The organism is Methylosinus sp. RM1 (assembly GCF_011378635.1).
Lineage (GTDB): Bacteria > Pseudomonadota > Alphaproteobacteria > Rhizobiales > Beijerinckiaceae > Methylosinus > Methylosinus sporium.
On sequence record NZ_WOVC01000003.1, the window covers coordinates 52,467 to 78,150 of the forward strand.

Consider the following 25,684-nt stretch of genomic DNA (forward strand, 5'->3'; position numbering starts at 1 on the left):
GCGCGGCTCAGCGGGCTCCGCGGCCGAATTCCACCGGAACGCCGAAGCTTCTCGCCAGAAACAGCCCGCCATGCAGCAGGCCGGCATTGTCTATGCCATGGTCGAGTCCGGCGGAGAGATGCCATTGAGTCGGCACATCGGCCTTGGCCAGCGCATTGGCGGAGAGCAGCAGCGCATCGGCCGGGATCATCGAATCCTCTTCCCCATGGACGAGCAGCACCGGCGGCGGCTTGGTCCCGAATTGCGGCGGTATCTCCGCCGGCTCGCTTCCCGCGACCAGAATGCCCGAATAGCCGAGAATGGCCGCCGGAGCCCGGCGCAGCCGCAGGCCCACATGCAGCGCCAGCATCGTCCCCTGGCTGAAGCCGACCAGCGCCAATTTGCTCTCGTCGAGGTCGTTCTTGGCCAATTCCTCGGCGAGGAAGCTCTCGAGCAGCGGCCGCGTCGCCACCACGCCGCGCCAGCGCTCGCCGGGATCGCGCATGGTCAGCGGAAACCATTGCCGCCCGGCGGGGGAGAGCGCGCAGCGCTCCGGCGCGTGAGGAGAGACGAAAGCCGCATCCGGCAGGAAGGAGCGCCATTGCCGGCCGATCTCGATGAGATCATTGCCGTCCGCGCCATAGCCGTGGAGGAAGACGACGAGCTGCTTGGCCTTGCCGGCTTTCGGCTGAATTCGGGGGCCGTCGATCTGGGACGCCATGTCGGATCTCGCAATTCTCGAGGATGCGGCCAGAGCGGCCGCTATCCGCCGTTCAAAACGGCCGCGACGCCGGCGATCAGCATCACCACGCCCAGCCACTCCCGCGCTCCGGTTCTCTGCGCGAACATGCGGCGCGAGACCATTTGCGCGAACAAGACTTCGATCAGCGCCAGCGTGCGCACGCGCGGCGCGGTCTCGAGGGCGAAGGCCAGGAACCAGAACAGCGTCGCCAAGGCGCCGAGCAGCCCCGCGGACAGGGATTCTCGCCATTGGGCGAGGATGGCGGCGAGGCCCCCACGGTCGAAGACGCCCAGATAGAGCAAGATCAGCGCCGTTTGCAAGACGAGGCCGAGAAGGAGCTCGGTCGCGGCCGCGACGACGAAAGAGGCGCCGCCGAGCCTGAGCACGCCCTCGCGGTATAAAATAGTGGAGCCGCCGAACAGCGCGGCCGAGGCGAGGCCGTAGAAAATCGGCCGCCAGCTCGCGTCACGCAGCGCCGCGGCGGGATCGGGCAGCGATAGGGCCATGACGCCGAATGTCGCGCAGACGACGCCGAACGCGAGCGCCGGCGTCGCGCTCTCGCCGAGAAAAACGAGTCCGAAGACGACGATCTGCACCGCCTCTGTCTTGAGCAGCGCCGTGACGATGACGAAAGAGCGCTGCTTCATGGAGACGAGCATCAGCGCCGTCGCGGCGATCTGCAATGTCGCCGCCGCCGCTATGAGCAGCGATATGCGTGCGTCAGGAACGGGCGGCGCCACATTCGTGATCGCGCAGGCGGCGGCGAGAACGAGAAAGGCGAAAGGACAGCCGAAGAGAAAGCGCACGAAGGTCGCGCCTGCGGCGCCGAGCCGATCGGTGAGATCGCGCTGCAGCGCATTGCGCAGCGTCTGTCCGCCGGCGGCGGTCAGCGTGAAAACGGCCCAGGCCCAGGCGGGAGCAAAGATCATTTGCGGCGGAGCTTTCGTTGCGTCGCGTCATTTCTAGCGCGAACGGCTCCGAAATATCCATGCCGAAAGCGGCGCCGAAAGCGAAAAGCCCGGCCGTCACGGCCGGGCTGTCGCGATCTGGCGGCGCGAATAGAAGATCAATATCTGGCGACGACCGGAACCGGCGGCGCCGAAACGAAGTGATAGTTGATGCCGACGCGCGCGATATGGCCGTCGAATTTGACGCGCGTGATGCCTTGGTTGATCGAGGTGAGCAGCGGCGAGGTGAAGCCGAGCACCGTCACCTGCGGGCCGACCGCGGCGAGCGGGCCGTTCTGGAAACGAACCGTGCCGAGATCATAATAGAGATATTCCGCCTTGAAGCTCAGATTCGGAGCGAACAGCCATTCGATGCCGCCGCCGACGGTCCAGCCGATGCGCGATTCGTTGTAGCGCCCGACGCCGCCGATCGATCCGTAGGGCACGCTGAGGCCGAACACCTGCGCGCCGAGGATGGTCGCGGAAAGGTTGTTGTTGATGAAGAGCGACTGATGCGTCGTCGCCTGCGCGCCGCCATAAGCGAGACCGCCGGTGGCGTAGATCAGGAAGGACGGTCCCCAGATATAGCCCAGGCGGCCGCGAACCGTGCCGAGCCAATCGGTGCGCGACGTCACGGTCGTCGTGCCGGCGGCGGAGCGGTCGAGAGCGAGACCGAACGGCCCGACGGCGACATTGAAGGCGTTCCAATTGGCGGCGCCGGTGAAGCTGTTCTCGCTGCGAATGCCGGTACCCTGCAAATCGGCTTCGAGACCGACGAGGAAGTGATTGCCGAATTGATAATTGTAGCCGACCTGGCCGCCGCCGATGAAGCCGTTGCGTTGCGCGTTCACGGTTCCGCTCGCGGCCAGAGCCGCAGCGCCGGCGCCGGGATCGATGACGAAGGGAAGCAGACCGTTGTTCCCGAAAGTGTCATAGAGATTCACCGTGCCGACGTCGATATTGTTCGACGCGCCCCAGGAATAGCCGGCGTTCAGACCGATATAGAATCCGGTCCATATGGGCGGCGGAGGCGGCGGAGGAAGGATCGGAGCCTTGAGGGCGGGGAGATCCGCGGCGAGCGCCGCTCCAGCGGAGAGAGCCAGTGCAATCGCGGTGGCTGAGAATAACTTCTTCATCGAGGAATCCTTTTTCAACAAAGTGTGTCACCGCATGGCCCGCGCGCTGTCGCTGTCCGCTTCGGCGTGGTTGATGCGGCTATTGAAATGCTAAGTCTCACGCTGAGATTCGGTCAACGACGGTGAACCGCAACGGCGCAAAATGTCGTCGAATTTCTGTGACTGTGACGCACATGCGACCTTAGCGAAAAAAGCTACGTATTCATTTGTGTGGACGACTGCCGGAACCATGCGCGCGACGTGAAATCATATTCGCGATGGAAAGCATTTCATGCGCGCCGGGTCGATGAGAGGGACAGATCATGAGCAGCGAACGCTATCACAAGACACGCATCGGCGAGCATCGTCTCCATGCCGAGACATTGATGCTCGGCTATGGCTACGATCCCGCTCTCTCCGAAGGTTCGGTGAAGCCTCCGGTGTTTCTCACCTCGACATTCGCTTTTCGCACGGCGGAAGAAGGGCGCGATTATTTCGACTATATCGCCGGGCGCAGCGCGCCGGCGCGCAACGAGCCGCCGGGACTCGTCTATTCGCGCTTCAATCATCCCAATCTCGAGATTCTCGAAGATCGTCTCGCCGTGCATGAGAACGCCGAAGCGGGGCTGGTGTTCTCATCCGGCATGTCGGCGATCGTCACCACGATCCTCGCTCACGCGCGGCCCGGCGACGTGATATTGCACAGCCGTCCGCTCTATGGCGGAACGGAAGTGCTGATCGGCCGCACGCTCGCGCCTTTCGACATGAGAAGCGTCGGCTTCGTGGACGGATTGAACGAAGACGTCGTGCGCGACGCCGCCGAGCGCGCGATGGCCATGGGCAATGTCGCCATCGTCTTCGTCGAGACGCCGTCCAATCCGATGAACAGTCTCGTCGACATCGCCATGGTGGCGCGGATCGCGCGCGAGATCGGCGCGCGCCAGGGGCGCCGTCCGATCCTATGCTGCGACAACACATTGCTCGGCCCGGTGTTTCAATCGCCGCTCGAGCATGGTGCCGATCTCTCGCTCTACTCGCTCACCAAATATGTCGGCGGCCACAGCGATCTCATCGGCGGCGCGGTCATCGGCGCCCATGCGGCGCTCGCGCCCATCCGCGCCATGCGCAACGCCATCGGCACGCAGCTCGATCCGCATTCCTGCTGGATGCTGGCGCGCTCGCTGGAGACATTGTCGCTGCGGATGCGCCGCGCCGCGAGCAATGCGGCGATCGTCGCCGACTATCTCTGCGCGCATCCGAAAGTCGCGCGCGTGCATTATCCGCCGCTGCTGCCGCCGGACCATCCGGCGCGCGCGCTCATGCAGCGGCAGTCGAGCTCTGCGGGCTCCACCTTCTCTTTCGATGTCGAGGGCGGCGAGACGGAAGCCTTCGCCTTCTTGAACAGACTACAGATATTCAAGCTCGCGGTCAGTCTCGGCGGCACGGAATCGCTCGTCTGCCATCCCGCCACCACTGTGCATTCGGGGCTCGCCGAGACGGCGCGACGCGAGATCGGCATCACGCCTGCGCTGGTGCGCATGTCGATCGGCATAGAGCATCCGGACGATCTCGTCGCCGATATCGCTCAGGCCTTCGCCTGAGCGATACCGCCTCGTCGCATCGGCGTCGCGCGCGCCGTTTCCGGCGCTTCGCGACGCATGACGCGCGCCGCGAAATCCTCGCAGCGTCGGCGCAGGCATTCGTCCGGACATTCGGTCGCATAAAATTCGCTCGCGGCGGCGAGGCAGAAGTCCGCGAGAGCGCTCTCGTCGGCGCGCGCGCTCGCCGGCGCGGCGCGCGCCGCCCGCTCCAGCAGCGCGTCGATTTTCCGTTTCTCTCCTTCGATGTCGCACATGGCAGCTCCTTTTCTCCCGTTCTGTCCATGTCGATCATCGCGGCGTTTCGGGCGAGATCATGGAGCTTTGGCTGGAAAGCTTGCAGAGAGGAGGTTTTTGGAAGTCTTTCAGCGACGCGGGCGCCGGCGGGGCTTGATCGCGACGCGACGCCGCGCCACCATGGCGACCAATCCGGGCCGCCGCGCGGCCGACGAAAAGGGGCTCGACATGTTCATCGCGATGAATCGCTTCAAGGTGGTCAAGGGAGAAGAAAAGGCTTTCGAGCAGATATGGTCGTCGCGCCGCACGCGCCTCGAGGAGATGGAGGGCTTCGTCTCCTTCCATCTGCTGCGCGGGCCGGAGCGCGAGGATCACACGCTCTACGCCTCGCATACGATGTGGGAGACCAAGGCGAGCTTTCTCGCCTGGACGACGTCGCAGCAGTTTCGCGATTCGCACAAGGACGCCGGCAAGAACAAGCCGCTCTATGTCGGCCATCCCGAGTTCGAAGGATTCGATTCCGTGCTCGAGCAGATCAATACGACTCGCGACGCGGCGGCGGAGGCGGCGCTATGAGCGAGCGGCGGCCTTTCGTCTCATTGAGCGTGCTGAAATCCGCCATGGCGAGCGAGGGCTTCGAGCTCGCCCCCCTCGCGCGTCGCGACGCCGGCGCGCGCCGTCGCATATGGGAGATCGTCGGCGCGTCGCACTGCTCCATCGTCGGCACATGCCTGACGATCGCGGAATTGCGTAAGATCGCGCGGCGCACCGGCTTTCTCGGCGATGAAACGCGCTTCAATGATTATCAGGTGCATGGCCTCTTCGTCGAGAAGATGCATGACGAGAATGTCGTCTCGCGTGCGGTGCAGAAGCATCTCGATGCGCGATACGAGGGCGCGATCCGCAAGGCCAAGGCGCTCGACGGCGAGGAGGCGTTGCTCGCCTATTGGGAGAGCGCGATCGACAATGGCTTCGTTCCGGGCGCCTATTGGGCGTTGATCGGCCATCCGCGGCTAACGCCCGGCGTGGAGACGCGCATTTTCGGCGATATTCACATGATGTCGCATTTGAGCGGCGCTGCGCATCGCGGCGACGCCCGCGAGGTGGCCGAAGCGCGACGCGAGAAGGCCGAGATCGCGCGGCGTCTCGCCAGTGTCATCGCCGAGCGCAATGACGAGCTGACCGTGCTGCGCGACGAGATCGTCCGGCTCGGCGCGGAACTTCGCGAGGCGCGCGCGCTCGCCGGCGAATGCGAGAGCCTGCGACGGGAAATCGACGCATTGCGCTCGGAGGAGAGAAGCGACGAGATGCTGCGCGAGCTCGCCGCGCTCCGCCGCGCTCACGCCGATCTGCGCGAGGATCACGAACGCCTCGAGCGTCGCTACGAGCGGCTGAAGGCGAAAGAGGCGCGTTCCATTGCGCCGCCGGCGTCGCGCTCTCTGGCGCCGCCGCTCGCTTCGGAGATCGCTGTGGCGGCGGCGCCGATCGCCGACGAGGAACGCGAGGGCGAGACGGATCTGTGCGGCCGTTGCCTGCTCTATGTCGGCGGGCGGCCGCGAACGGTCTGTCGGCTGCAGCGATTCGTGGAGCAACGCAATGGCTCGCTCATTCATCATGACGGCGGCATGGAGGATAGTCGCGCCATGCTGAGCGAGCTGGTGCGGCGCGCCGACGCCGTGTTCTTCCCCGTCGATTGCGTCAGCCATCGCGCTGTCGGCGCGGTGAAGAGCTTGTGCGAGAGCCATGGCATTCCCTATTGTCCATTGCGCAGCGCGAGCGCTTCGGCTTTCGAGAGAGCGATCGAGACGCTCGCCGCGCCGGCGGCGGAGGCGCAGCGATAGGGAGGACGCGTGACGCATCCATCAGCGCATGTCGTGGCGCATTCTTGGGCTCCCGCGGTGAGCGAAGGGCGCATCGAGATCACGCGTCTCGATTTCGATCTCGCCGCGCCTTGGTCCGAGGCGGATTGGGATGCGCTGAGCGCGGAGGAGCGCGAGCGTGCGCTGCGCTTTGTGCGGCATGAGGATCGGTTGCGCATGATCTTGACGCGCGCGGCTCTGCGGCGTCTCCTCGGCGAGAAGCTGGGCGCCGATCCGGCGGCGCTGCGCTTCGACTCCGGGGCTTACGGCAAGCTCGGGCTCGCGGGCGCGGGCCTCTTCTTCAATGTCTCGCATTCCGGCGCATGCGCGCTCATCGCCGTCTCGCGTCATTGGGATGTCGGCGTCGACATAGAGCGCGCCGATCGCAAGGTGGATGTCGCGGGTCTCTCCTCCATCGCCTTGACGCGAGAGGAGCGCGAAGGGATCGACGCCGCTGGCTTTTTCGAGCGCTGGGTGGCCAAGGAGGCGGCGCTGAAGGCGCTCGGCCTCGGCATAACGGAGAAGCTGCAGGCATTCTCTGTGTGGCCGGGGCAGGACGATCTCTATGAGCTGCGCCATGCCGAGGCGGAGTGGGGCGATCTTCGCGTGGCGCGTATCACGGCGCCGCCGGGCTATGCGGCGGCGCTCGCGTGGAAGACGCCCTAACGAAGCGCTTTCTCGAGCTCTGTCGCCTCGATGATCGGCAATGAGCAGGTCGCGCCGCGGCAGACATAGGCGGCCGCGCTTCCGTTGATCATTGTCTTGCCGGCGGCCGGATGCGCCGGCGGCAGCTCGGCGCCCGGCGCCACAATGGCGAGCGTGCGGCCGGGCAGGCTCACGCCGTGAACCACGCGCAGCAGCGCGGCCGTGTCTAGCGCCTCGCGCGCTCCGATGATGACGATCTGCAATCCGTCGCGCAAAGTCTCGGCGCCGTTCAGCAGCGTCGAATAGCCGAGCATGCCGCGCCGCACGGCGCTGGCGAAAGCCGCGAGCGTGGATTCGGCGCGGGCGCGATAGCGATCGTCGCCGGTGAGATGATAGAGCTGCGCCAGAACTTGCGTCATCGTCCCATTGCCGGAGGGCAAGGGGGCGTCTTCTGCGATTTTCGAGCGGCGGATCAGCGCTTCGGCGTCGTCGGCGGTGAAGAAATAGCCGCCGGCGCTCGCGTCGCGATAATGCGTCTCGACGAGCTCGATCCAATCGCGTCCGCGCTCGAGAAAGCGCGCTTCGCCGGTCGCCTCATGGAGCGCCAGAGCGGCGCGGGTGAGATCGGCGTAATCGTCCAGCACGGCCATATGCTTCGCGCGGCCGGCGCCATAGGAATGCAGCAGCCTTCCGTCGGTAGTCGTCATTTTCGCGGCGATGAAATCGAAGGCCGCCGTCGCCGCAGCGAGCCAGTCGTTCCGCTCGAAGACCTGCGCGGCGCCGGCTATGGCTGCGATCATCAGCCCGTTCCAATCGGCGAGCGCCTTGTCGTCGCGGCCCGGTCGCACGCGCGCCGCGCGCGCCGCCAATAGCTTCGCGCGATCCAGTGCGAGCGCGGCTTCTTCTTCCGCGGACAGCAGCTCCATCGAATGCAGGCGATTGGGAATGGATTTGCCTTCCCAATTGCCGCCATCCTCTATGTCGTAGACGGCGCGGAACGCCGCGGCGCGCGCGCCGAGAGTGGCCTCGACCTCGGCCGCGGTCCAGACATAGAATTTGCCTTCCTCATGCTCGCTGTCGGCGTCGAGGCTGCTGGCGAAGACGCCTTCCGCGAGGCGCATCTCGCGCAGCGCCCATTCGATCGTCTCCTCTATGCGCGCGGCGTAGAGCGGCTTCTTCTCCTGTTGCCAGACGAGCGTCAGCAGATCGACGAGCTGGGCGTTGTCATAGAGCATTTTCTCGAAATGCGGCGCCAGCCAGCGCTCATCGGTCGAATAGCGCGCGAAGCCGCCCGCGAGATGATCGTAAATGCCGCCCTGGCAAATATGATCGAGCGTCGTCAGCACGGCCTCGCGATAAGAGGCGCGGCCCGTGCGCTTCCATGCGCGCCAGAGAAATTCGAGGCTCGCCGCCTGTGGGAATTTCGGCGCGCCGCCGACGCCGCCATTGGCGCGATCGATGTAGCCGTCGAGCTTTTCGGCGATCGTCTCCACGAGATCGGGCGAGATCGGCTCCGCCGGCGCGGCCTCGGCGAGGCGGTTCAGGCCGTCGCCGATCGCCGTCACATTGCGCGTCACCACCTCGGGCTTCTCGCGCCAGAGCTCGGAGATCGCTTTCAGAATATCGGCGAAGCCGGGCATTCCATAGCGCGGCTCCGGCGGAAAATAGGTGCCGCCCCAAAAGGGCTCGCCGTCCGGCGTCAGGAACATTGTGAGCGGCCAGCCGCCGCGCCGTCCGGTGAGCTGCAGCGCTTGCTGATAGAGATGGTCTATGTCCGGCCGCTCCTCGCGATCGACCTTCACATTGATGAAATTCTCGTTCATCAGCGCGGCGATCGCCTTGCTCTCGAAGCTCTCGGCGGCCATCACATGGCACCAATGGCAGGCGGCGTAGCCGCTGGAGAGCAGGATAGGCTTGCCGCGCTCCTTGGCGAGCGCCAGCGTCTCCGCCGACCACGCGCGCCAATGGACGGGATTGTCCTTGTGCTGGAGGAGATAGGGGCTCGTCTCCTCGCCGAGGCGGTTGCGGTCTTGCGTCACTGCGGTCTCTCCATCGGAGGCTTGCCGCTATTGCACGCGAGGCGCCAGCCCGGAAAGGGCGCAAAAGCGACAAAATCCCGGCACGCCCTTTGCGTCGCTTTGCAGCAAAAGGCCAGACGGCTCAGGAGCTGAACGATGCTGGACGTTGTGATTGTCGGGGGCGGGGCCTGCGGCTTGGCGCTGGCGCGCGGCCTCGCCGGGGCAGGGGTGAGCTTTGCGCTCTATGAAGCGCGTCCGCGGCTCGGCGGCCGCGTGTTGTCGGTCGAGGACAAAGCCTCGGGAATGCGCGTCGATTTGGGTCCGACCTGGTTCTGGCCGGACACGCAGCCGACCATCACCGCTCTGGTGAAGGAGCTCGGCCTCGCGGATTTTCCGCAATATGATCCGGGCACGGCGCTGCTGCTCGCCTTCGGCGACAAAAAGCCCGAGACGCGCATGACGCCCAATCTCCATTCCGGCGCGCGTCGGCTGGAGGGCGGCATGGCCTCGCTGATCGAGGCGCTGACGGCGGCGGTTCCGGCGGAGGCGATCCATCTTTCTTCCGTGCTGCGCGCCATCGCCGATCGCGGCGATCATGTGGAGCTGACCTTCGAGACCGAGGGCGAGACCGAGACCGTGACCGCCGAGCGGGCCGTGCTCGCGCTTCCGCCGCGCCTGCTCGCCGAGCATCTCGCCTTTCAGCCGGAGCTCGACGCGCTGAGCCGCAACGCCATGCGCAGCGCGCCGACCTGGATGGCGGCGCAGGCCAAGGCCGTGGTCGGCTTTTCTGGCGCGCCGGCCTGGCGTGCGGAGGGCCATTCCGGCAACGCTTTCGCCACCCATGAGCAGGCTGTTCTCGGCGAGATTTTCGACGCCTGCGACGCCGCCGGCGAGCGTGCGGCGATCGGCGGCTTCTTCGCCTTCTCGCCGGAGCTGCGGGAAGCCTTCGGCGGCGGCATGGCGATGCTGATCGACAGCCAATTCGTCCAATTGTTCGGCAAGCCGCTCGAGGCGGGCGGCGAGCAGCATATTCAGGATTGGGCGCGCGAGCCCTTCACCTGCGCGACGATCGATCTCACCCCGCCCTCCGAACATCCCGATTATGGCGATCCGCTGCTGCGGCAGGCCTTTTGGGACGGCAAGCTCTATCTCGGCGGCGCGGAGACCGCGCGCGAGGGCGGCGGCTATCTCGAAGGCGCGCTGGTCGCGGCCGAGCGCATAAGGCTGCGCCTTCTCGATCAGAAGGAGACGTCGACGATGATTTCCGGCGAAGGCGCCACGGGCGAGGCGCTCAACGAAGCCAGCATGGCGCGCTTCCGCGAATGGGTGAACGCCAAGCGCGCGCCGACTTTCGCCAGCTATCGCCAGCGGCTGAATTTCGGCCTCTCCAACGGCCAGAAGGAGCAGATCACCCAGCGCGCCATGCTCGGCGCCATGGAGGCGGTGCTGAAGGAGGCGCTCGCCGTGCTCGAGGGCCTGCCCTTCGATCATTCCGTCGTCTCCGTCGACAAGGGCCGGTCCGATCTGACGCCGCTGGCGCAAAAGGCCTTCGACGGCTTCATTCAGGAACTGCTCGACGGCGTCATCGACTATAACCGCACCTCTTGCGCGCTCTCCAATTTCCCGGAGGAGCACAAGCCGTCCAAGGATTATCTCCAGGTCACGCTGCTCGACATTGCGGCGGCGTGGAAGGAGTTTTCGCTGGACGCCAATCAGGTCCTGCTCGACAAGCGCGTCGCCGATCAGCAGGCGACGCGCAGTCTCTGATAGCCGAGAAAGGCGCCCCAATTGTCGTAGACGCCCGCATTCACCAGACAGCCGTTGCGGGCGTAGACGTAAGGATAGGGCGCCGGATAGCGGTAATAGTACGAATAAGGCGCGGCGGTGAGGACGCCCGGCGTCAGCGCCGGAACCGCTCCCGGCACAGGTCCGGTGAGATCGGGAACGAAGAAGCCGTCGGCTTGCGCGAAAGCGGAGGCCGATGGCGCGATGAGAAGCGCGGCGACGAGGCCGCGCGCCGCGAAGCGTCGAAGAGTCACGAGAAAATCTCCATTCGAAAAAGCGGATCGAGAAACAGCGCAGCGCGAATCGACGATCTGAAATTTCTAACGCATAGCGGCGAAGCCTGTCGATCCTCGCGCGAGCCGAAGCGCAGAGCCTCAGCCGCGCGGGCGCGGTTGCTGCTCGTCCGTCCATTGCGACGGCTGCGGCTCGTCCCAATAGGGACGCGCATGGTAATGCTCGTGCACGCGTTTCTCCCAATCGCGATCGCTCCAGCTGTCGTCGCTGAATTCCGGCGCGTCCTGAAGCTGCTGCTCGATGATGTCTGCGATATAGCCTTCGCGCTCATTGTCGTAGGAGAGCGAATTCCACGGCAGCGGATAATGGCTGTGGCCGAGGCCCAAGAAACCGCCGAAGCTCATCACGGCGTAACGAACGCGGCCCGAGACCTTGTCGATCATCAGATGATCGATTTCGCCCAGCTCATTGCCGAGCCGATCGAAAACGGTCGTGCCTTCGACGTCTTCGCTGGAGACGAGATTGAAGTCGGGGTTGGCGCTCGCCATTGTCTGTTCCTCCTGTTTCGTTTCGAAGCAACGCGGCGTCCGACGAATGGTTCCGCACTGCCGCGAGCGCTGCGGCTGCTCTCACACTTTCGCCGTGAGCGGATGCTCGCGCACATCCGGGTCGAAGACGAGCGACACTTGAACGTCGCCGATCGTGCGCAGCACATGCAGCGAAATGGCCGAGCGTGCGTCCTGCCGCAGCGCGACGTCGACATGCGCCTCGCCGAGCGAGAGATCGCGGATGACGATCTCGCCCGCCGAGAGCGGCACGGTCGGATTGACGAAACGGATCTGTCTCGCCTTGTGGTCGAATTCGAGGCCGAGCATCGTCTGAATGAAGAGAAAGGGCGCGCTCGCCGCCCAGGCCTGCGGCGAGCAGGCGGCGGGATAGAGCGTCGGGCCGCGGCCGCGTCGGCGCCGAAAGCCGCAATAGAGCTCTGGAATGCGCCGCGCCTCCATATAGCTCGCGGCGCGGATCAGCGAATCGAATATCGCCGCGACTCCCTCCTTGAAGCCATAGCGGCCGAAGCCATGCGCGATGAGCGCATTGTCATGCGGCCATATGGAGCCATTGTGATAGGACATGGGATTATAGCGGCTCTCGCCGCGCGCCACCGTGCGCACGCCCCATCCCGAGAAGAATGCGGAATCGAGCAGGCTGTCGGCGACGCTCTGCGCACGATCGGGCCGCGCTATGCCTGCATAGAGCGCATGTCCCGCATTGCTCGTGCGCACTTTGCATTGCTTTTTCTCGCCGTCCAGCGCCAGCGCATAGCTGCCGATCTCCTCGCACCAGAAGGCCTCCTCGAAACGAGCGCGCAGACTTTCGGCGGCGCGCGCCAATTCGTCGGCGCGCGCGTCGAGGCCGAGCTCGCGCGCGCAATGGGCGGCGAGGCGCCGCGCGGCATAGACATAGGCCTGCGCCTCGACCAGCGCGATCGGCCCTTCGGCGAGACGTCCGTCGGCGTGGAAGACGGAATCATGCGAATCCTTCCAGCCCTGATTGCGCAGGCCCTGATCCGTATGGCGCGCATATTCGATGAAGCCGTCGCCGTCCGGATCGCCCGGGCCGTCGATCCAGGCGAGGGCGCGCTCGATCGCCGGCCATAATTCGCGGACCAGCGCATAGTCTCCGGTGCGGCGCGCATAATAGCCGGCGAGAACGACGAACAGCGGCGTCGAATCCACCGATCCGTAATAGAGGCCGAAAGGCACTTCGCCGAGCGCCGCCATTTCGCCGTCGCGCATCTCGTGCAAGATCTTGCCCGGCTCGGCGTCCGAGCGCGCGTCGAAGCTCGTCGCCTGATGCGCGGCGAGCCGCCTCAGCACGCCGACCGCGATCGACGGATCGAACCACAGCATCTGCAGCGCGGTGATGACGCCGTCGCGTCCGAATGTGGTCGAATACCAGGGAATGCCGGCGTAAGGATAGCAGCCGTCGGGCGTCTTGGTGAGCAGCATTCGCACATCGGCGGTCGAGCGCCACAGAATCTGATTCAGCGTCGGATCGGCGGTCTCGACGCGCGCGCTCTGGCCGGCGGCGGTCTTCAGTTCGCGATGCAGTCCGGTCAAGCCGTTGAAGAAGGATTGCGTCGATTTCGGCAGGCGCCCGCGGCTCGCAGCGGTGAGGAAGATCGTCTGCGCCTGGCGCGGCGCGAGCCGCAGCGAATAGGTGGCGATGCTGTCGACGAGCAGCGAAGGATCGGGCTCGAAGGAGAGCGCCGTCTCGCGCAGCGCGCCGTCGAGGCCGCGGTAATAGAGCGCTACGGCGCCGGGCGCCAGAAGCTGCGCCCAGGCGCGCCCGCGCTGCGCGCGGCGGACGCCGCGCACCTCGAAAATATCGGCGAAATCATTGCCGAAGCCGATCGACAGATTGAGGCGAACCTCCTCGGCGCTCTGATTGGAGACCTCGAGCCGCTCGCGCAGCGAGCCGTCTTTGAGATAAAGGGTGCGCGAGACATAGACGGAGTCTTTCAGCAGCGCGATCTTGTCGTCGCGGAAGATGTCGGGATTGGTGAGATCGACATAGAAGCTCAGATTGTCGTCGCGTATGGCGGAGTCGAGCAGCAAGGGCTGCGCGCCTTCGATCAAGAGCTCGAGATGCGAGAGATAGCGCGTGTCGTGATCGAACAGGCCGTCCGGCCCGCCCGCTGTCGCGCCGATGTCGCCATGGCTGTCGAAGACGGCGAATGTGTCGTCGTGCTTGAGCGTGCGGCGCGGCCGCGACGGCGGGCCGGTCGCCGGAATGTAGAATTGCAGCTCATGCGTCTGCGGCGCGTCGTCGCCCGCGTCGGGCGGCGCGCTCGGACTAGAGCGTGGGATAGGAGTTGTCCGGTTCGATCTGGTCCTCGACATGCCTCCTGAAATAGGTCGGCGGAAGCATAATGGGATGAGCGCGCAGCTCGGCCGGCGCCGGCGCGCGCAGCAGGCGGCGATAGATCGCCACATATTCCTTCGCCATGCGCGCGGCGGAAAAGCGCATCTCGAAGCATCGCCGAACTTTGCCGCGGTCGAGCGCGAGCACGTGGTCGAGACGCGCGATCGCCTCCTCGACATTGTCGACGAGAGAGCCGCTCACTCCCTCCTCGACGATCTCCGGCGCGGAGCCGCGACGAAAGGCGAGAACGGGCGTGCCGCAAGCCATGGCCTCGATCATGACGAGGCCGAAGGGCTCTGGCCATTCGATCGGAAACAGCAGCGCGCGCGCATCGCCGAGAAAATCGCTTTTGCGCCGATCGTCGATCTCGCCGACGAATTCGATGTTCGGAAGCGCGAGCAACGGCTCGATCGTCGCATGAAAATAAGATTCGTCCGGCGTATCGACCTTGGCTGCGATCTTGAGCGGCAGGCCGACCGCTCTGGCGATGGCGATCGCGTGATCGAGGCCTTTCTCCGGCGAGACGCGGCCGAGAAAGGCGAGATAATCGCCCTTGGGACGAAGCGTCGGCGCGAAAAGATCGAGTGGCAGGGCGTTCATCACCGTGCCGATGAAATTGGCGTGCGGGACCGGTTCGCGCTGCGAATCCGAGATGGAGACCAGCGGCATTTCGGGAAAGCCGGCGTAGAATCGCTCGATATCTGGAAGGTCCTGGCGTCCGTGCAGCGTCGTCAGCGTATGCGCCGCAATGTCGCGAAACAACGGGAAATGAAGCAGATCGACGTGAAAATGCAATATGTCGAATTGCGACGCCATGCGCCGCACGCGGTCGAGCATCAAGAGATAGCTCGGCGTCGGATCGCCCGCGCGCTTTTGGCGCAGCGGCAGATCGCTGCAGCAGACATGTCGCGCCGAAGTGACCGAGCCGCCGCTCGCAAAGAGCGTGACCTCATGCCCCTGCGCCACCAGCTCTTCGGTGAGAAAGGAGACGATGCGCTCCGTTCCGCCATAGAGGCGGGGGGGAACGCTTTCGATCAATGGCGCGATCTGCGCGATTTTGAGAGGCGGCGGACGCGTAGTTCGGAAGGGATCGCGCCAGCGAGGCGTCATTTTGTTCATTTTCGAGAGACCGTAACGCTCCCCGCCCGGTCAACGCTCGGGGCGCTTCTTGGTTCCGCGCGAATGCGGTCAGCGCCAAAATGTCTCGATCTGCTTCAATGATTTCTCGGTCTTTTTCCAGTCGACCGCGCCGCCTTCGCGCGCATGGGCGCACCAGCCCACGGCGAAGGCGCTCGCCGGCGTGAGATCGGCCTCGCTCTCGCCGAGGCCGCGCAACAGCTCGGCCGCGACGGCGAGATCATTATAGGCGCCGAGCCTGTCCTGCAGCGCCGACGTTTGTCGCAGATAGCGGCGCGCTTTCGTATGCGCGTCGAAGAGGGATTCGAAGAATTCGGCGGCGTATCGCGCTTTCTTGAAGGCGATGCGCGCGTCGTGGCGCTGGTCGGGCGTCAGCGAAGCGAGGTCGCGGCTCGCTTTCAGCGCGCGGCGGTGCAGGCGATCGAGCGAGCGCACGGCGAAATCCTTCGCCGAGCCGGGCGCGCTCGGATCGAAGGCCGCGCGCCCATCGGCGCCGGGCGGCGCGCGCCAATTCCTCGCGGCGAGCGCGCCGCGAAGAGCGATGACGAATTGCGTCGTCTGCGGCGCCGCGACGAGCGCCGCGACAGCGGAATGCGCCTGTATGCGCTTGCGCTCCGCCGCGTCGAGCAGAGCATAGAAGCTCGGCTCGCCATTGGCCTGGGCGAGCGGGCCAGTGACGAGCATGTCGAGCAGCACGTCGAGATTGCGCGCCTCTCCGAGCGTCGCCGATATGTCCTTGGCGCGCGTGGAGGCGGTCTCCAGCGCCTCGCTGGCGACGCCGCGCCGCAACATGGAGACGCCGGCGCGCAGGCGCCGCAGCGCCACGCGCATCTGATGGATGGCCTCCTCCGGCGCGCGATATTGCAGCGCCGGCCAATTGGCGACGAATTGATCGAGACAGGCCGATAGGAAGGCGACGATCGCCTCGTCGAGCGAGGCGTCGGGCGCGAGCTTCGGCCGGCGCGCCTTGACCGGGGTGGGGTCGGCGCCGGTCGCGCGGGCCAGCGCCAACTCGGCCTCGCTCATCGGCAGGACGCGCGCATTGGCGCGCGGCGCGAGCTCGGCGGCGACGTTCCAGAGCTCTTCTTCCGCCCCCTCGAGGAGTTGCAGCTCGATCTCGTGAAAATTCGAGCGGCGACCGCCGGCTTCGACAAAGCCGTCGTCGAAACAGACGGAGATGCGCGTTGCGGCCCGTTCGAGCAGGCGCTCGCGCCGCTCGGTTTCGGCGACGCTGCGCGCCTCCAGCGGCCGTTCGGCGATGGAGCGCCGCAGCGGCTCGGAGAGACCTAGCACTGTGCGGAGCGTCGGCACGCGCAATTCGATCGAGCCGCGCGCGCCGGAGGCGGCCGGCCGCGCCCAGCTCAGTTCGACGAAAGCGGCGCCATGCAGCTCATAGCCGCGCAGCATGATATTTTGCTTGTGAAGATCGCCGACGGCGGTGTCGAAGACGATGGAGCGAATGCGCCGCGTCGGCCGCGCGACGGCGCCGATGGTCACGCTCTCGCAGCGCGCGGCGGCGCTCATTCCGGCGCGATCGGTTCCCAGACGGATGCGCGGGCCCTCGCCGCGCGTGTTGCGCGTGGCGCGCCGCGCCGCCTCCCGGGCGGATGCGCTCGATGCGAGAAGGCGATCCATGACCATGAAACCGTGAGGTTTTCGAGCTCGATGCGGCGAGTTTCGGCTCTCCGAGCGAGCCGGTCAAGGGGAGGCCGCTCCATTAGATATGGTGGAAACGGCCGTTCTCTATTCATCCTACCGCGGGAAAAGGCCCGTCGTCGCGGCGGGGGCCTTAACGGGCGGGCGGAAAATCAGTATATGCCTCGGGCGGAGAATTGAGGGCGCATGGCGAATATCGCGGAGTTGTTTCGGGACGGCGCGGCCAACGCCTGGCTGTTCGCGCCGACGGCGGTCGCGCTCGGCGCGCTGCACGGTCTCGAGCCCGGCCACTCCAAGACGATGATGGCGGCTTTCATCGTCGCCGTGCGCGGCACCGTCGGCCAGGCCGTTCTGCTCGGCCTCTCGGCGACGCTCTCCCACACGGCGATCGTCTGGGTGGTGGCGCTCGCCGGCCTCTATTTCGGCTCGCGTTGGAACGAAGAGGCCAATGAGCCTTATCTCGAGATCGCCTCCGGCGTGTTGATCCTCGCCGTCGCCTCGTGGATGACATGGCGCATCTGGCGCGACCATCGGCCGCGAGAGCCGCACGATCACGCCCATGGCTCCGCTCACGATCATCGTCATCCGCATGACCACGATCATGCGCATCCTCACGGGCATGACGCCGCCGACGCGCAGAGCGCGTCGCTCCTCCTCGACGAGGAGACGATGGATGCGCATGAGCGCGCCCATGCGGAGGACATAAAGCGGCGCTTTTCCTCCCGCCATGTGACGACGGGGCAGATCGTGCTGTTCGGCCTCACCGGCGGGCTCATCCCTTGCCCGGCGTCGATCACCGTGCTGCTGCTCTGCCTGCAGCTCGGCCAGCTGACGCTCGGCGCGGCGCTGGTGCTGTGTTTCAGCATCGGCCTCGCCATCACAATGGTCGCTGTCGGCGTCGCCGCCGCGCTCGGCGTGCGTCACGCCTCGAGCCGCTGGTCCGGCTTCGAGGAGATCGCCGCCAAGGCGCCTTATCTCTCGAGCGCGCTGATCTCCCTCGTCGGGCTCTACACGCTCTATTCGGGAATTTCGGCGCTCGCCTGAGCGGCCCCTCAGCCGCACGGGCTTTTCTGCACGCCTGCGGTGATCGGCGCGTCGAGGAAGAAATCCAATATGGCCGGCATGGTCGGATCGACCGCATAAAGCGAAAAATCCGTCACGCCTTCTTGCGCCAGCACATTCACGTCGATGAAGAAATTGCCGGTGCAGGCGCAGGCCTCGCGCGTCAATATCGCATGGGCGGCGTCCGCCACGATCTGCGGCTTGCGCGCGCGCCGCAGCGCCGCCTCGCCGCCGAGGAGATTGGCGACCGCGGCGGTGGCGATCGCCGTCTCCGGCCACAGCGAATTCACCGCCACTTTCCCGGCGAGCTCGCGCGCGAGGCCGAGGGTCACGAGGCTCATGCCATATTTCGCCATTGTGTAAGCGAGATTGGGCGCGAACCAGCGCGGGTTCATGTCGAGCGGCGGCGACAGGGTGAGAATGTGCGGATTGGCGGATTTTTTTAAGTAGGGCAGAGCGAGCTTGGCGCAGAGAAAGGTTCCGCGCGCATTGACATGGTGCATCAGATCGAAGCGCTTCATCTCGATGGATTCGACGCTGCGCAGATCGATCGCGCTCGCATTATTGACGAGAATGTCGACGCCGCCGAAAATGGCGGCGGTCTTGTCCAAGGCTTCCTCCACTTGCGCGTCGAAGCGAATGTCGCAAGGCAGCGCCAGCGCCCGGCCGCCCGCCTTTTCGATCGCCGCCGCCGCCGTATAGATCGTCCCGGGAAGCTTTGGATGTTCGGCGACGCTTTTGGCGACGATCGCCACATTGGCGCCGTCGCGCGCCGCGCGCTCTCCTATAGCGAGGCCGATGCCGCGGCTCGCGCCGGTGATGAACAGAGTCTTGCCTGCGAGCGATCCCGCCATGGGCGCGCGCTCAGGCCGCGACCCGCGCCGGATAGCCGGCGTCGGTGATGATCTTGGCGAGGGCTTCTGGATCCTCGGGCGAGGGCGAGACCTCCACCTTGCCGGTGGCGAGATCGATCTTCACCTGCGCCTGCGGCTCGGCCTTCTGCACCGCCTCGGTCACATGCTTCACGCATTTGCCGCAGGACATTTCCTGAACGTCGAACGTCGTCGTCATCTCGTTTTCCTCCTCTCGGGATTTCAGTAATTGCGAGCCTTCAGGCTCGCTCTCTTCCGAGCCGCTCGGCGTTTCCGCTCTCGTCGCGCTCGCCTCCACCGGCGGCCGGAAGCGCCGCAGCCGCAACGCATTGGTCAGCACGAAGACGCTGGAAAAGGCCATGGCGCCGGCGGCGAGCATGGGAGAGAGCAGCGTTCCATTGAACGGATAGAGCGCGCCCGCCGCGACGGGAATCAGAATCACATTATAGGCGAAAGCCCAGAAGAGATTCTGCGCGATATTGCGCATGGTGGCGCGCGAGAGCGCGAGCGCGGCCGGCACTTTGGACACATGGCCGGACATCAGCACGACATCGGCGGCCTCTATCGCTATGTCGGTTCCCGTGCCGATGGCGATTCCGACATCGGCGGCGGCGAGCGCCGGCGCGTCATTGACGCCATCGCCGACAAAGGCGATTTTGCGCCCCGCGCGCAGGCGCTGGAGCGCCGCCACCTTGCCGTCCGGCAGCACGCCGGCGATCACCTCGTCCATGCCGAGTTTCGCGGCAATGGCGCGCGCCGCGCGCTCGTCGTCGCCGGTGATCATCGCCGTGGCGACGCCTTGCGCGTGCAGAGCGGCGACCGCCGCGACGCTGGTCTCCTCGAGCGCGTCGGCGACGCAGAGAATGGCCGCCGGCTTTGCGTCTATCGCGACATAGAGCGGCGTCTTGCCCTCCGCCGAAAGCCGCGTCGCGGTCGTCTCGAATGCGCTGATATCGAGGCCGAGCGCCGCCATGTAGCGAGCCGCGCCGACGGCGATCTTGCTCCCCTTCGCCGTCGCCTCGACGCCCATGCCGGGCGTCGCCGAAAAATCCCGCGCATCGACAATCGAAAGTCCGCGCGCCTTTGCGGCGGCCACGAGCGCGCCGGCGATCGGATGTTCCGAGCGCGCCTCGACGCTGGCGGCGAGCCGCAGCGCCTCATTCGGCTCGACGCCGGGCGCGGCCTCGAGATCGGTCAGCTCGGGCTTGCCGCGCGTCAGCGTGCCGGTCTTGTCGAAGGCGATCAGCGTCACATCGCGCAGGCTCTGCAAGGCCTCGCCTTTGCGGAACAAAATGCCGAGCTCGGCTGCGCGTCCCGTGCCGGTCATGATGGCGGCGGGCGTCGCCAATCCCATGGCGCAAGGACAGGCGATGATGAGCACGGCGACGGCGGCCACCAGCGCGTAAGAGGAGTCGCGCTGCGGGCCGAAGGCGAGCCACGCCAAAAAGGTGAGATAGGCGATGGCGAGAACGGCGGGCACGAAGACGCCGGTCACGCGATCGACCAGCGCCTGAATCGGCAGCTTGGTGCCCTGCGCCTGCTCCACCATGCGAATGACGCCTGCGAGCACGGTATCCGCGCCGACGCGCGTCGCGCGAAAGGTGAAGGCGCCGGTGGCGTTCACCGTGGCGCCGGTCACTTCCGAGCCCTTGCGCTTGGCTACGGGCGCCGGCTCGCCGGTGATCATGGATTCGTCGACGTGAGAGGCGCCGTCCACGACCACGCCATCCGTCGCTATGCGTTCGCCCGGCCGCACGGCGACGAGATCGCCGACGACGACATCGTCGATCGGCAGCTCTATCTGCTCGGCGCCGCGCAGCACGCGCGCGGTCTTGGGCTGTAGGGCCACCAGGGCGCGGATCGCCTCCGACGTGCGGCCCTTGGCGCGCGCCTCCAGCGTGCGGCCGAAGAGGATCAGCGTGATAATGACGACGGCCGATTCATAATAGACATCGGCCGCGCCATGCGGCAGCAGGCCAGGGGCGAAAGTGGCGACGACCGAATAGAGATAGGCGCTCATCGTGCCGATGGCGACGAGCGAGTTCATGTCCGGATGGCCGCGCCAGAGCGAGGGCAGGCCCTTCTCGTAGAAGGGGCGGCCCGGGCCGGCGAGAACCAGAGTCGCCAGCGCGAAGGAGATGTAGCGAATGGTCTGATGGCCGATAGCGGCCATCAACCAATCGCCGAGTCCTGGTATCGTATGCGCGCCCATCTCGAGGAAGACGACCGGCGCGCTCAGCGCCGCCGCGACGATGAGTCGCTTGCGCAGCGACGCCGCCTCCTGCTCGCGCGCGTCCTTCTCGCGGTCGGCGGCCTTCGCGCCCGTCTCGAGCTCGCGCGGCTCGTATCCGGCTTCCGCCACGGCGCGGCGCAGCGCTCTGCCGAGATCGCCGCCGCCGAGCGCGCGCGCCCGCGCCCGCTCCGTGGCGAGATTGACCTCGGCGCCGATCACGCCCGGCACGGCGCGCAGCGCCTTTTCGACATGGGCGACGCAGGAGGCGCAGGTCATTCCGCCGACGCGAAATTCGATCGTTTCGATCGCCGTCTCATAGCCGGCCTCGTCCACCGCGTGGGCGAGTTGCGCGAGGTCCGCGCCGGGCGCCAGCGTGACGTCGGCGCGCTCTGTCGCGAGGTTCACGGAGGCCGAGAGCACGCCCGGCGCGCCGCGCAGCGCCTTTTCCACATGAGACACGCAGGAGGCGCAGGTCATTCCGCGCACGCCGAACGAAAGATGCGCATCAGCGGACGAATTTGCGCTCGTCGCGGCGTCGGCCATGGGGTTCGCTCCTCTCCCGCGCCAGTCTACAGCCAACGCCGGACTTTCGCGGCATAGGCGTCGAATTCCGCGCCGAACCGCTGCGACAAATGGCGCTCTTCCGGCTCTATGGCCAGCCGTTGGAGCAGAAAGCCCATCGCAGGCGCGAGCAAGAGCATCCATACGGAGCCGAGCGCGAGGCCGAGCCCGACGACCAGCGCTACATTCGCCACGTAAATGGGGTTGCGCGACCATTGATAGGGGCCTGCGGTGACGAGGCTGGAGACGGGGCGGTCGGGCCGGAGCGTCGTGCCTTGCCGACGCATCAGCGAAGCGCACCACAGATCATTGGCGAGCGCCAGCGCGACGATGAGGCCGCCGACGACGCGCAGGCTCGGCGGCCAAGCGCCCTCGGAGAGAGGGAGAAGCGCGTCGAGCAGCGCCCCGCCGGCGATCGCCGTGAGGAGCAGCAGCGGCGGCCACGGGATGCGAGACGGCGGATCGGGCGCGCGATTCATCTCCGCAGCCGCTTTCTCGTCGTCCCGCATGACATCATCCTCCCCGCGCTGCTCAGATTGAGGCGCCGGCGCGAAATTTCAAGCGCCGCGCGCCGATTTTCCCACGTCGCCGGCTCATGCGTCAGGGCTGTCTTGACGACCGCGCTATTTGGAGGCATGTAAGGATATCCTTGACACGAGGAGGTCCGCATGGCGGTCTTTCCCAAACGCAAGCTGCGTTGCTCGTTCTGCGGAAAATCGGAGATGGAGGTCGGCCGCTTGATCGGCGGTGGCTCCGGTCGCTATATCTGCGACAATTGCGTCGGCGTCTGCGCCGCTATATTGGACGCGACGCCGGCTCCCTTCGTCGGCTGGGACAAGATGAGCGAGGACCAATTGCTCGCCGCGGTGCAGGCTTCCGAGGCGAGCGTCGAGGCGTTACGCTCGCTCCAGCAGGCGCAGATCGAGGCGCTACGCAAGCGCGAGGTGAGCTGGGCGGCGATCGGGCAGGCGCTCGGCGTGTCGCGTCAAGCGGCATGGGAAAGGTTTTCGTGACGACGCGAGAGGCGGACGGCGGCGTTCTGAACGTTTACATCGCGGACCTCGCGAGCCTCGCCGCGCAGGATCGGCTGCGCGCGTTGTCGCCGCGTCGCGGACTTGACTTCAGCTCCAATGATTTTCTCGCGCTCGCCGAATCGCAGGAGCATAGCGAGGCCGCGGCGGCGGCGCTGGCGCGCGGCGTTCCCATCGGCGCCGGCGGCTCGCGGCTGCTGCGCGGCAATCATGAGGAGCACGAGGCGCTGGAGCGCGAGGCGGCGGCCTTCTTCCACGCCGAGAGCGCACTCTTTTTCGGCGGAGGCTTCTCCGCCAATGAGGCGCTGCTCTCGACCTTGCCGCAAAAGGGCGATCTCATCGTCCATGACGCGCTCGCGCACGCCAGCGCGCATGAGGGGATGCGCCTCTCGCGCGCGCCGAGCGTCGCGGCTCTGCACAATGACGCCGACGCATTCGAGGACGAAATCGTCGCATGGCGGCGCGCTGGCGGCGCGGGCCGGCCCTGGATCGTCGTCGAGAGCCTCTATAGCATGGACGGCGATTTTGCGCCGCTCGACTCTCTCGCCGAGATCGCCGCGCGTCACGACGCCTTTCTCGTCATCGACGAAGCCCATGCGACGGGCGTCTATGGGTCGGAGGGACGCGGCCTCGCCGCCGCGCTCGAGGGGCGCGAGAACGTCATTACTCTGCACACATGCGGCAAGGCGCTCGGCGCCTCCGGCGGCCTCGTTCTGCTGCCCGCCGTGCTGCGCGAATTTCTCGTCAACCGCAGCAGACAGTTCATCTTCGCCACGGCGCCGTCGCCGCTCGTCGCCGCCTGCGTGCGCGCCGCTCTGCCGATCGTCGCGCGCGCGGAAGGACGCCGCGTCGCATTGCGCTCGCGCGTCGCCGTAGCTGCGCGTGAGCTGCAGGCGCTGGGATTGGCGCCCTCGCAATCGCAGATCACGCCGATCATCGTCGGCGACAACGCCCGCGCGCTGGCGCTCGCCGCCGCGATGCAGGCGCAGGGCTATGACATTCGCGCCATCCGCCCGCCCACTGTGGCGGAAGGATCGGCGCGGCTGCGCATCTCGCTCACTCTGCATGTGAGCGAGGCGCAGATCGTCGCGATGGTCGAAGATCTCGCCCATGCGCTGGCGAGTCTTCCGGCATGACGCGCTTCGTCGTCGCCGGGACCGACACCAATGTCGGCAAGACCGTGTTCTCCGCCGCGCTCGCCGGCGCGCTCGGCGCCTATTATTGGAAGCCCGTGCAGTCGGGCCTCGAGGACGAAACGGACACGATGATCGTGGCGCGGCTGTCGGGCCTCGCCGCAGAGCGGCTCTTGCCGGAAGCCTATCGTCTGACGACGCCGGCGTCGCCGCATCTCGCCGCGCGTCTCGACAGCGTCACGATCGACGTCGAGCGTCTCGCTCCGCCGGATCGCGCGCCGCTCGTCGTCGAGACGGCCGGCGGCTTGATGACGCCGCTGACGGAGACGTTTTTGACGATCGACCTTCTCGCGCGCTGGCGGCTTCCGGTCGTGCTCTGCGCGCGCACCACGCTCGGGACGATCAATCACAGCCTATTGTCGCTGGAGGCTTTGCGCCGTCGCGAGATTCCCGTTCTCGGCGTCGTCTTCATCGGCGAGGCGAACGTCGACACGCAGGAAACGATCGCGAATATTTCCGGCGCGCGCATTCTCGGCCGCCTGCCTTTCGTCGCGCCTCTCGACGCGGAGAGGTTGAGCCGGTCTTTCCTCGCGCAGTTTCGCCTCGCCGATTTCGCTGCGACTTCACAGCTCTCCGGGAGCTCGAAATGACAGATTCGCCGATTTGGCGGCCTTTCACCCAGCACGCCTTGCAAGCCCCGGCGATCCCTATCGCGCGCGGCGAGGGGGTCTGGCTCGAATGCGCCGACGGACGCCGCATTCTCGACGCCATCTCCTCCTGGTGGGTCATCACCCATGGCCATCGCCATCCCAAAATCGTGCAGGCGATCAAGGATCAGGCGGACCGGCTCGATCAGCTCATCTTCGCCGGCTTCACGCACGAGCCCGCAGAAGCGCTGGCGCGCCGGCTGGTCGCGCTGACTGCGCCCGGTCTCGATCATGTGTTCTATTCCGACAGCGGCTCCACGTCTGTGGAGGTCGCGATCAAAATGGCGCTCGGCTATTTCCGCAATCGCGGCGTCGCGCGCAATCGCATCGTCGCGCTCGAGCACGGCTATCACGGCGACACCATCGGCGCCATGTCCACCGGCGCGCGCTCCGTCTTCAACGCCGCCTATGAGCCGCTGCTCTTCGATGTGACGCGCATTCCCTTTCCGAGCGTCGGCCGCGAGCAGGCGACATTGGATGCGCTGGAGGCCGCCTGCCGCAGCGCGGACGCCGCGGCTTTGGTCGTCGAGCCGCTCGTGCTCGGCGCGGGCGGAATGCTCGTTTACGGCGCCGATACGCTGCGCGAGATGCGGCGCATTTGCGCGTCTCATGGCGTGCTCTTCGTCGCCGATGAGGTGATGACCGGCTTCGGCCGCACCGGAACGCTGTTCGCCTGCGAGCAGGCGGGAATCGTTCCCGATATCGCCTGCTATGCGAAGGGCATAACCGGCGGATCATTGCCGCTCGCCGTGACGATGTGCGCGGAGGAGATTTTTCAGGCGCATTATTCGACGGATCGCTCGCGCACCTTTTTTCATTCGAGCTCTTTCACCGCAAATCCGATCGCCTGCGCCGCGGCGCTCGCCAATCTCGACATATGGGAGAGCGAGGATGTGCGCGGCCGCATCGCGCGCCTCTCAGCGATGCAGGAGGAACGGCTGCTGCCTTTCGCCAATGATGCGCGCTTCACCAATGCGCGGCGCATCGGCACGATCGCGGCGCTCGATCTGCGCGTCCGCGACGCCGGCTATCTGGCGACGATCGGTCCAGAGCTCTATGAGTTCTTCATCTCGCGCGGCCTGCTGCTGCGCCCGCTGGGCAATACGATCTACATATTGCCGCCCTATTGCATCGAGCCGAGCGAGCTCGACGCGCTCTATGCGGCGATCGACGAGGCGGGAGATCGCTTCGGCTGAAAATTCGCGCGC

Annotated in this window: 23 protein-coding genes; 10 read left to right on the forward strand and 13 right to left on the reverse strand. The window is 66.3% G+C overall.

All coding sequences use genetic code 11. From position 1 onward, the window contains the following. Window positions 1-7: 7 nt before the first annotated feature. From FMZ75_RS02655 to FMZ75_RS02665, 3 genes are all read right to left on the reverse strand, one after another. Window positions 8-700 (reverse strand): alpha/beta hydrolase, encoded by a 693-nt coding sequence (locus FMZ75_RS02655; RefSeq protein ID WP_142861572.1) that lies wholly within the window; start codon window positions 698-700, stop codon window positions 8-10. 41 nt (window positions 701-741) lie between these two features. Then, complete coding sequence (locus tag FMZ75_RS02660) at window positions 742-1,650, reverse strand: hypothetical protein (protein ID WP_166141211.1); 909 nt, start codon at window positions 1,648-1,650, stop codon at window positions 742-744. Between the two features lie 137 nt (window positions 1,651-1,787). After that, window positions 1,788-2,804, reverse strand: a complete 1,017-nt coding sequence (locus FMZ75_RS02665; RefSeq protein WP_142861574.1) for an outer membrane protein — start codon at window positions 2,802-2,804, stop codon at window positions 1,788-1,790. 302 nt (window positions 2,805-3,106) lie between these two features. Here FMZ75_RS02665 and FMZ75_RS02670 point away from each other — a divergent pair, with 302 nt between their 5' ends. Further along, window positions 3,107-4,384, forward strand: coding sequence for a cystathionine gamma-synthase family protein (locus tag FMZ75_RS02670; protein WP_166141212.1), 1,278 nt, complete (start codon window positions 3,107-3,109; stop codon window positions 4,382-4,384). Here FMZ75_RS02670 and FMZ75_RS02675 read toward each other — a convergent pair. Then, on the reverse strand, window positions 4,369-4,638 hold the full coding sequence (locus FMZ75_RS02675) for a hypothetical protein (protein ID WP_166141213.1): 270 nt from the start codon (window positions 4,636-4,638) through the stop codon (window positions 4,369-4,371). The genes FMZ75_RS02670 and FMZ75_RS02675 overlap by 16 nt on opposite strands. A gap of 208 nt (window positions 4,639-4,846) precedes the next feature. Between FMZ75_RS02675 and FMZ75_RS02680 the strand changes: the two genes are divergently transcribed. Genes FMZ75_RS02680 through FMZ75_RS02690 form a run of 3 tightly spaced genes read left to right on the forward strand, consistent with a single transcriptional unit; the run spans window position 4,847 to window position 7,143 of the window. Beyond that, the gene (locus tag FMZ75_RS02680; protein ID WP_142861589.1) at window positions 4,847-5,194 is read left to right on the forward strand and encodes an antibiotic biosynthesis monooxygenase; all 348 of its coding nucleotides are present in this window, start codon (window positions 4,847-4,849) and stop codon (window positions 5,192-5,194) included. Beyond that, window positions 5,191-6,459 carry a DUF2325 domain-containing protein gene (locus FMZ75_RS02685; RefSeq protein WP_166141214.1) on the forward strand — a complete coding sequence of 423 codons (1,269 nt, stop codon included), beginning with the start codon at window positions 5,191-5,193 and terminating at the stop codon, window positions 6,457-6,459. The genes FMZ75_RS02680 and FMZ75_RS02685 overlap by 4 nt, the downstream gene beginning before the upstream one ends. A 9-nt stretch (window positions 6,460-6,468) precedes the next feature. Next, entirely contained in the window at window positions 6,469-7,143 is a 675-nt protein-coding gene (locus FMZ75_RS02690; RefSeq protein ID WP_166141215.1) for a 4'-phosphopantetheinyl transferase superfamily protein, read from the forward strand. Here FMZ75_RS02690 and FMZ75_RS02695 read toward each other — a convergent pair. After that, window positions 7,140-9,161: a thioredoxin domain-containing protein gene (locus tag FMZ75_RS02695; protein WP_166141216.1), complete on the reverse strand. Its 2,022-nt coding sequence runs from the start codon at window positions 9,159-9,161 to the stop codon at window positions 7,140-7,142. The genes FMZ75_RS02690 and FMZ75_RS02695 overlap by 4 nt on opposite strands. A gap of 135 nt (window positions 9,162-9,296) precedes the next feature. Here FMZ75_RS02695 and FMZ75_RS02700 point away from each other — a divergent pair, with 135 nt between their 5' ends. After that, window positions 9,297-10,907, forward strand: coding sequence for an FAD-dependent oxidoreductase (locus tag FMZ75_RS02700; RefSeq protein ID WP_166141217.1), 1,611 nt, complete (start codon window positions 9,297-9,299; stop codon window positions 10,905-10,907). Here the strand turns inward: FMZ75_RS02700 and FMZ75_RS02705 are convergent. The 5 genes from FMZ75_RS02705 to FMZ75_RS02725 form a co-directional block, all read right to left on the reverse strand. Continuing rightward, window positions 10,883-11,179 (reverse strand): hypothetical protein, encoded by a 297-nt coding sequence (locus FMZ75_RS02705; protein ID WP_108917182.1) that lies wholly within the window; start codon window positions 11,177-11,179, stop codon window positions 10,883-10,885. The two genes, FMZ75_RS02700 and FMZ75_RS02705, sit on opposite strands and share 25 nt — an antisense overlap. A gap of 120 nt (window positions 11,180-11,299) precedes the next feature. After that, a complete protein-coding gene (locus FMZ75_RS02710) occupies window positions 11,300-11,707 on the reverse strand; it encodes a PRC-barrel domain-containing protein (protein WP_108917181.1) in 408 nt (135 codons plus the stop codon). A gap of 81 nt (window positions 11,708-11,788) precedes the next feature. Continuing rightward, window positions 11,789-14,062, reverse strand: a complete 2,274-nt coding sequence (locus FMZ75_RS02715; RefSeq protein WP_166141218.1) for an amylo-alpha-1,6-glucosidase — start codon at window positions 14,060-14,062, stop codon at window positions 11,789-11,791. Next, on the reverse strand, window positions 14,016-15,194 hold the full coding sequence (locus FMZ75_RS02720) for a glycosyltransferase family 4 protein (protein WP_166141219.1): 1,179 nt from the start codon (window positions 15,192-15,194) through the stop codon (window positions 14,016-14,018). The genes FMZ75_RS02715 and FMZ75_RS02720 overlap by 47 nt, the downstream gene beginning before the upstream one ends. A 78-nt stretch (window positions 15,195-15,272) precedes the next feature. After that, the gene (locus tag FMZ75_RS02725) at window positions 15,273-16,856 is read right to left on the reverse strand and encodes a CHAD domain-containing protein (RefSeq protein WP_166141220.1); all 1,584 of its coding nucleotides are present in this window, start codon (window positions 16,854-16,856) and stop codon (window positions 15,273-15,275) included. A gap of 207 nt (window positions 16,857-17,063) precedes the next feature. On the opposite strand from FMZ75_RS02725, the gene FMZ75_RS02730 reads away from it, so the two are divergent. Further along, entirely contained in the window at window positions 17,064-17,921 is an 858-nt protein-coding gene (locus FMZ75_RS02730; protein ID WP_166141221.1) for a nickel/cobalt efflux transporter, read from the forward strand. Window positions 17,922-17,929: 8 nt separating this feature from the next. On the opposite strand, the gene FMZ75_RS02735 is transcribed toward FMZ75_RS02730, so the two are convergent. From FMZ75_RS02735 to FMZ75_RS02745, 3 genes are read right to left on the reverse strand one after another with little or no spacing between them, the layout of a single operon-like run. Beyond that, a complete protein-coding gene (locus tag FMZ75_RS02735; protein WP_166141222.1) occupies window positions 17,930-18,793 on the reverse strand; it encodes an NAD(P)-dependent oxidoreductase in 864 nt (287 codons plus the stop codon). A 10-nt stretch (window positions 18,794-18,803) separates the two neighbouring features. Continuing rightward, window positions 18,804-21,587 carry a heavy metal translocating P-type ATPase gene (locus tag FMZ75_RS02740; RefSeq protein WP_166141223.1) on the reverse strand — a complete coding sequence of 928 codons (2,784 nt, stop codon included), beginning with the start codon at window positions 21,585-21,587 and terminating at the stop codon, window positions 18,804-18,806. 26 nt (window positions 21,588-21,613) lie between these two features. Continuing rightward, a complete protein-coding gene (locus tag FMZ75_RS02745; protein ID WP_246728734.1) occupies window positions 21,614-22,114 on the reverse strand; it encodes an isoprenylcysteine carboxylmethyltransferase family protein in 501 nt (166 codons plus the stop codon). Window positions 22,115-22,273: 159 nt separating this feature from the next. Between FMZ75_RS02745 and FMZ75_RS02750 the strand changes: the two genes are divergently transcribed. The 4 genes from FMZ75_RS02750 to FMZ75_RS02765 are packed head-to-tail and all read left to right on the forward strand — an operon-like array spanning window position 22,274 to window position 25,672. Then, window positions 22,274-22,618 (forward strand): ClpX C4-type zinc finger protein, encoded by a 345-nt coding sequence (locus tag FMZ75_RS02750; RefSeq protein ID WP_166141224.1) that lies wholly within the window; start codon window positions 22,274-22,276, stop codon window positions 22,616-22,618. Continuing rightward, the gene (locus FMZ75_RS02755) at window positions 22,600-23,772 is read left to right on the forward strand and encodes an 8-amino-7-oxononanoate synthase (RefSeq protein WP_166141225.1); all 1,173 of its coding nucleotides are present in this window, start codon (window positions 22,600-22,602) and stop codon (window positions 23,770-23,772) included. The genes FMZ75_RS02750 and FMZ75_RS02755 overlap by 19 nt, the downstream gene beginning before the upstream one ends. Beyond that, window positions 23,769-24,419, forward strand: coding sequence for a dethiobiotin synthase (gene bioD, locus FMZ75_RS02760; RefSeq protein WP_166141226.1), 651 nt, complete (start codon window positions 23,769-23,771; stop codon window positions 24,417-24,419). Before FMZ75_RS02755 ends, bioD begins: the two co-directional genes overlap by 4 nt. Then, on the forward strand, window positions 24,416-25,672 hold the full coding sequence (locus FMZ75_RS02765; RefSeq protein WP_166141227.1) for an adenosylmethionine--8-amino-7-oxononanoate transaminase: 1,257 nt from the start codon (window positions 24,416-24,418) through the stop codon (window positions 25,670-25,672). The genes bioD and FMZ75_RS02765 overlap by 4 nt, the downstream gene beginning before the upstream one ends. The last annotated feature ends 12 nt before the right edge of the window (window positions 25,673-25,684 follow it).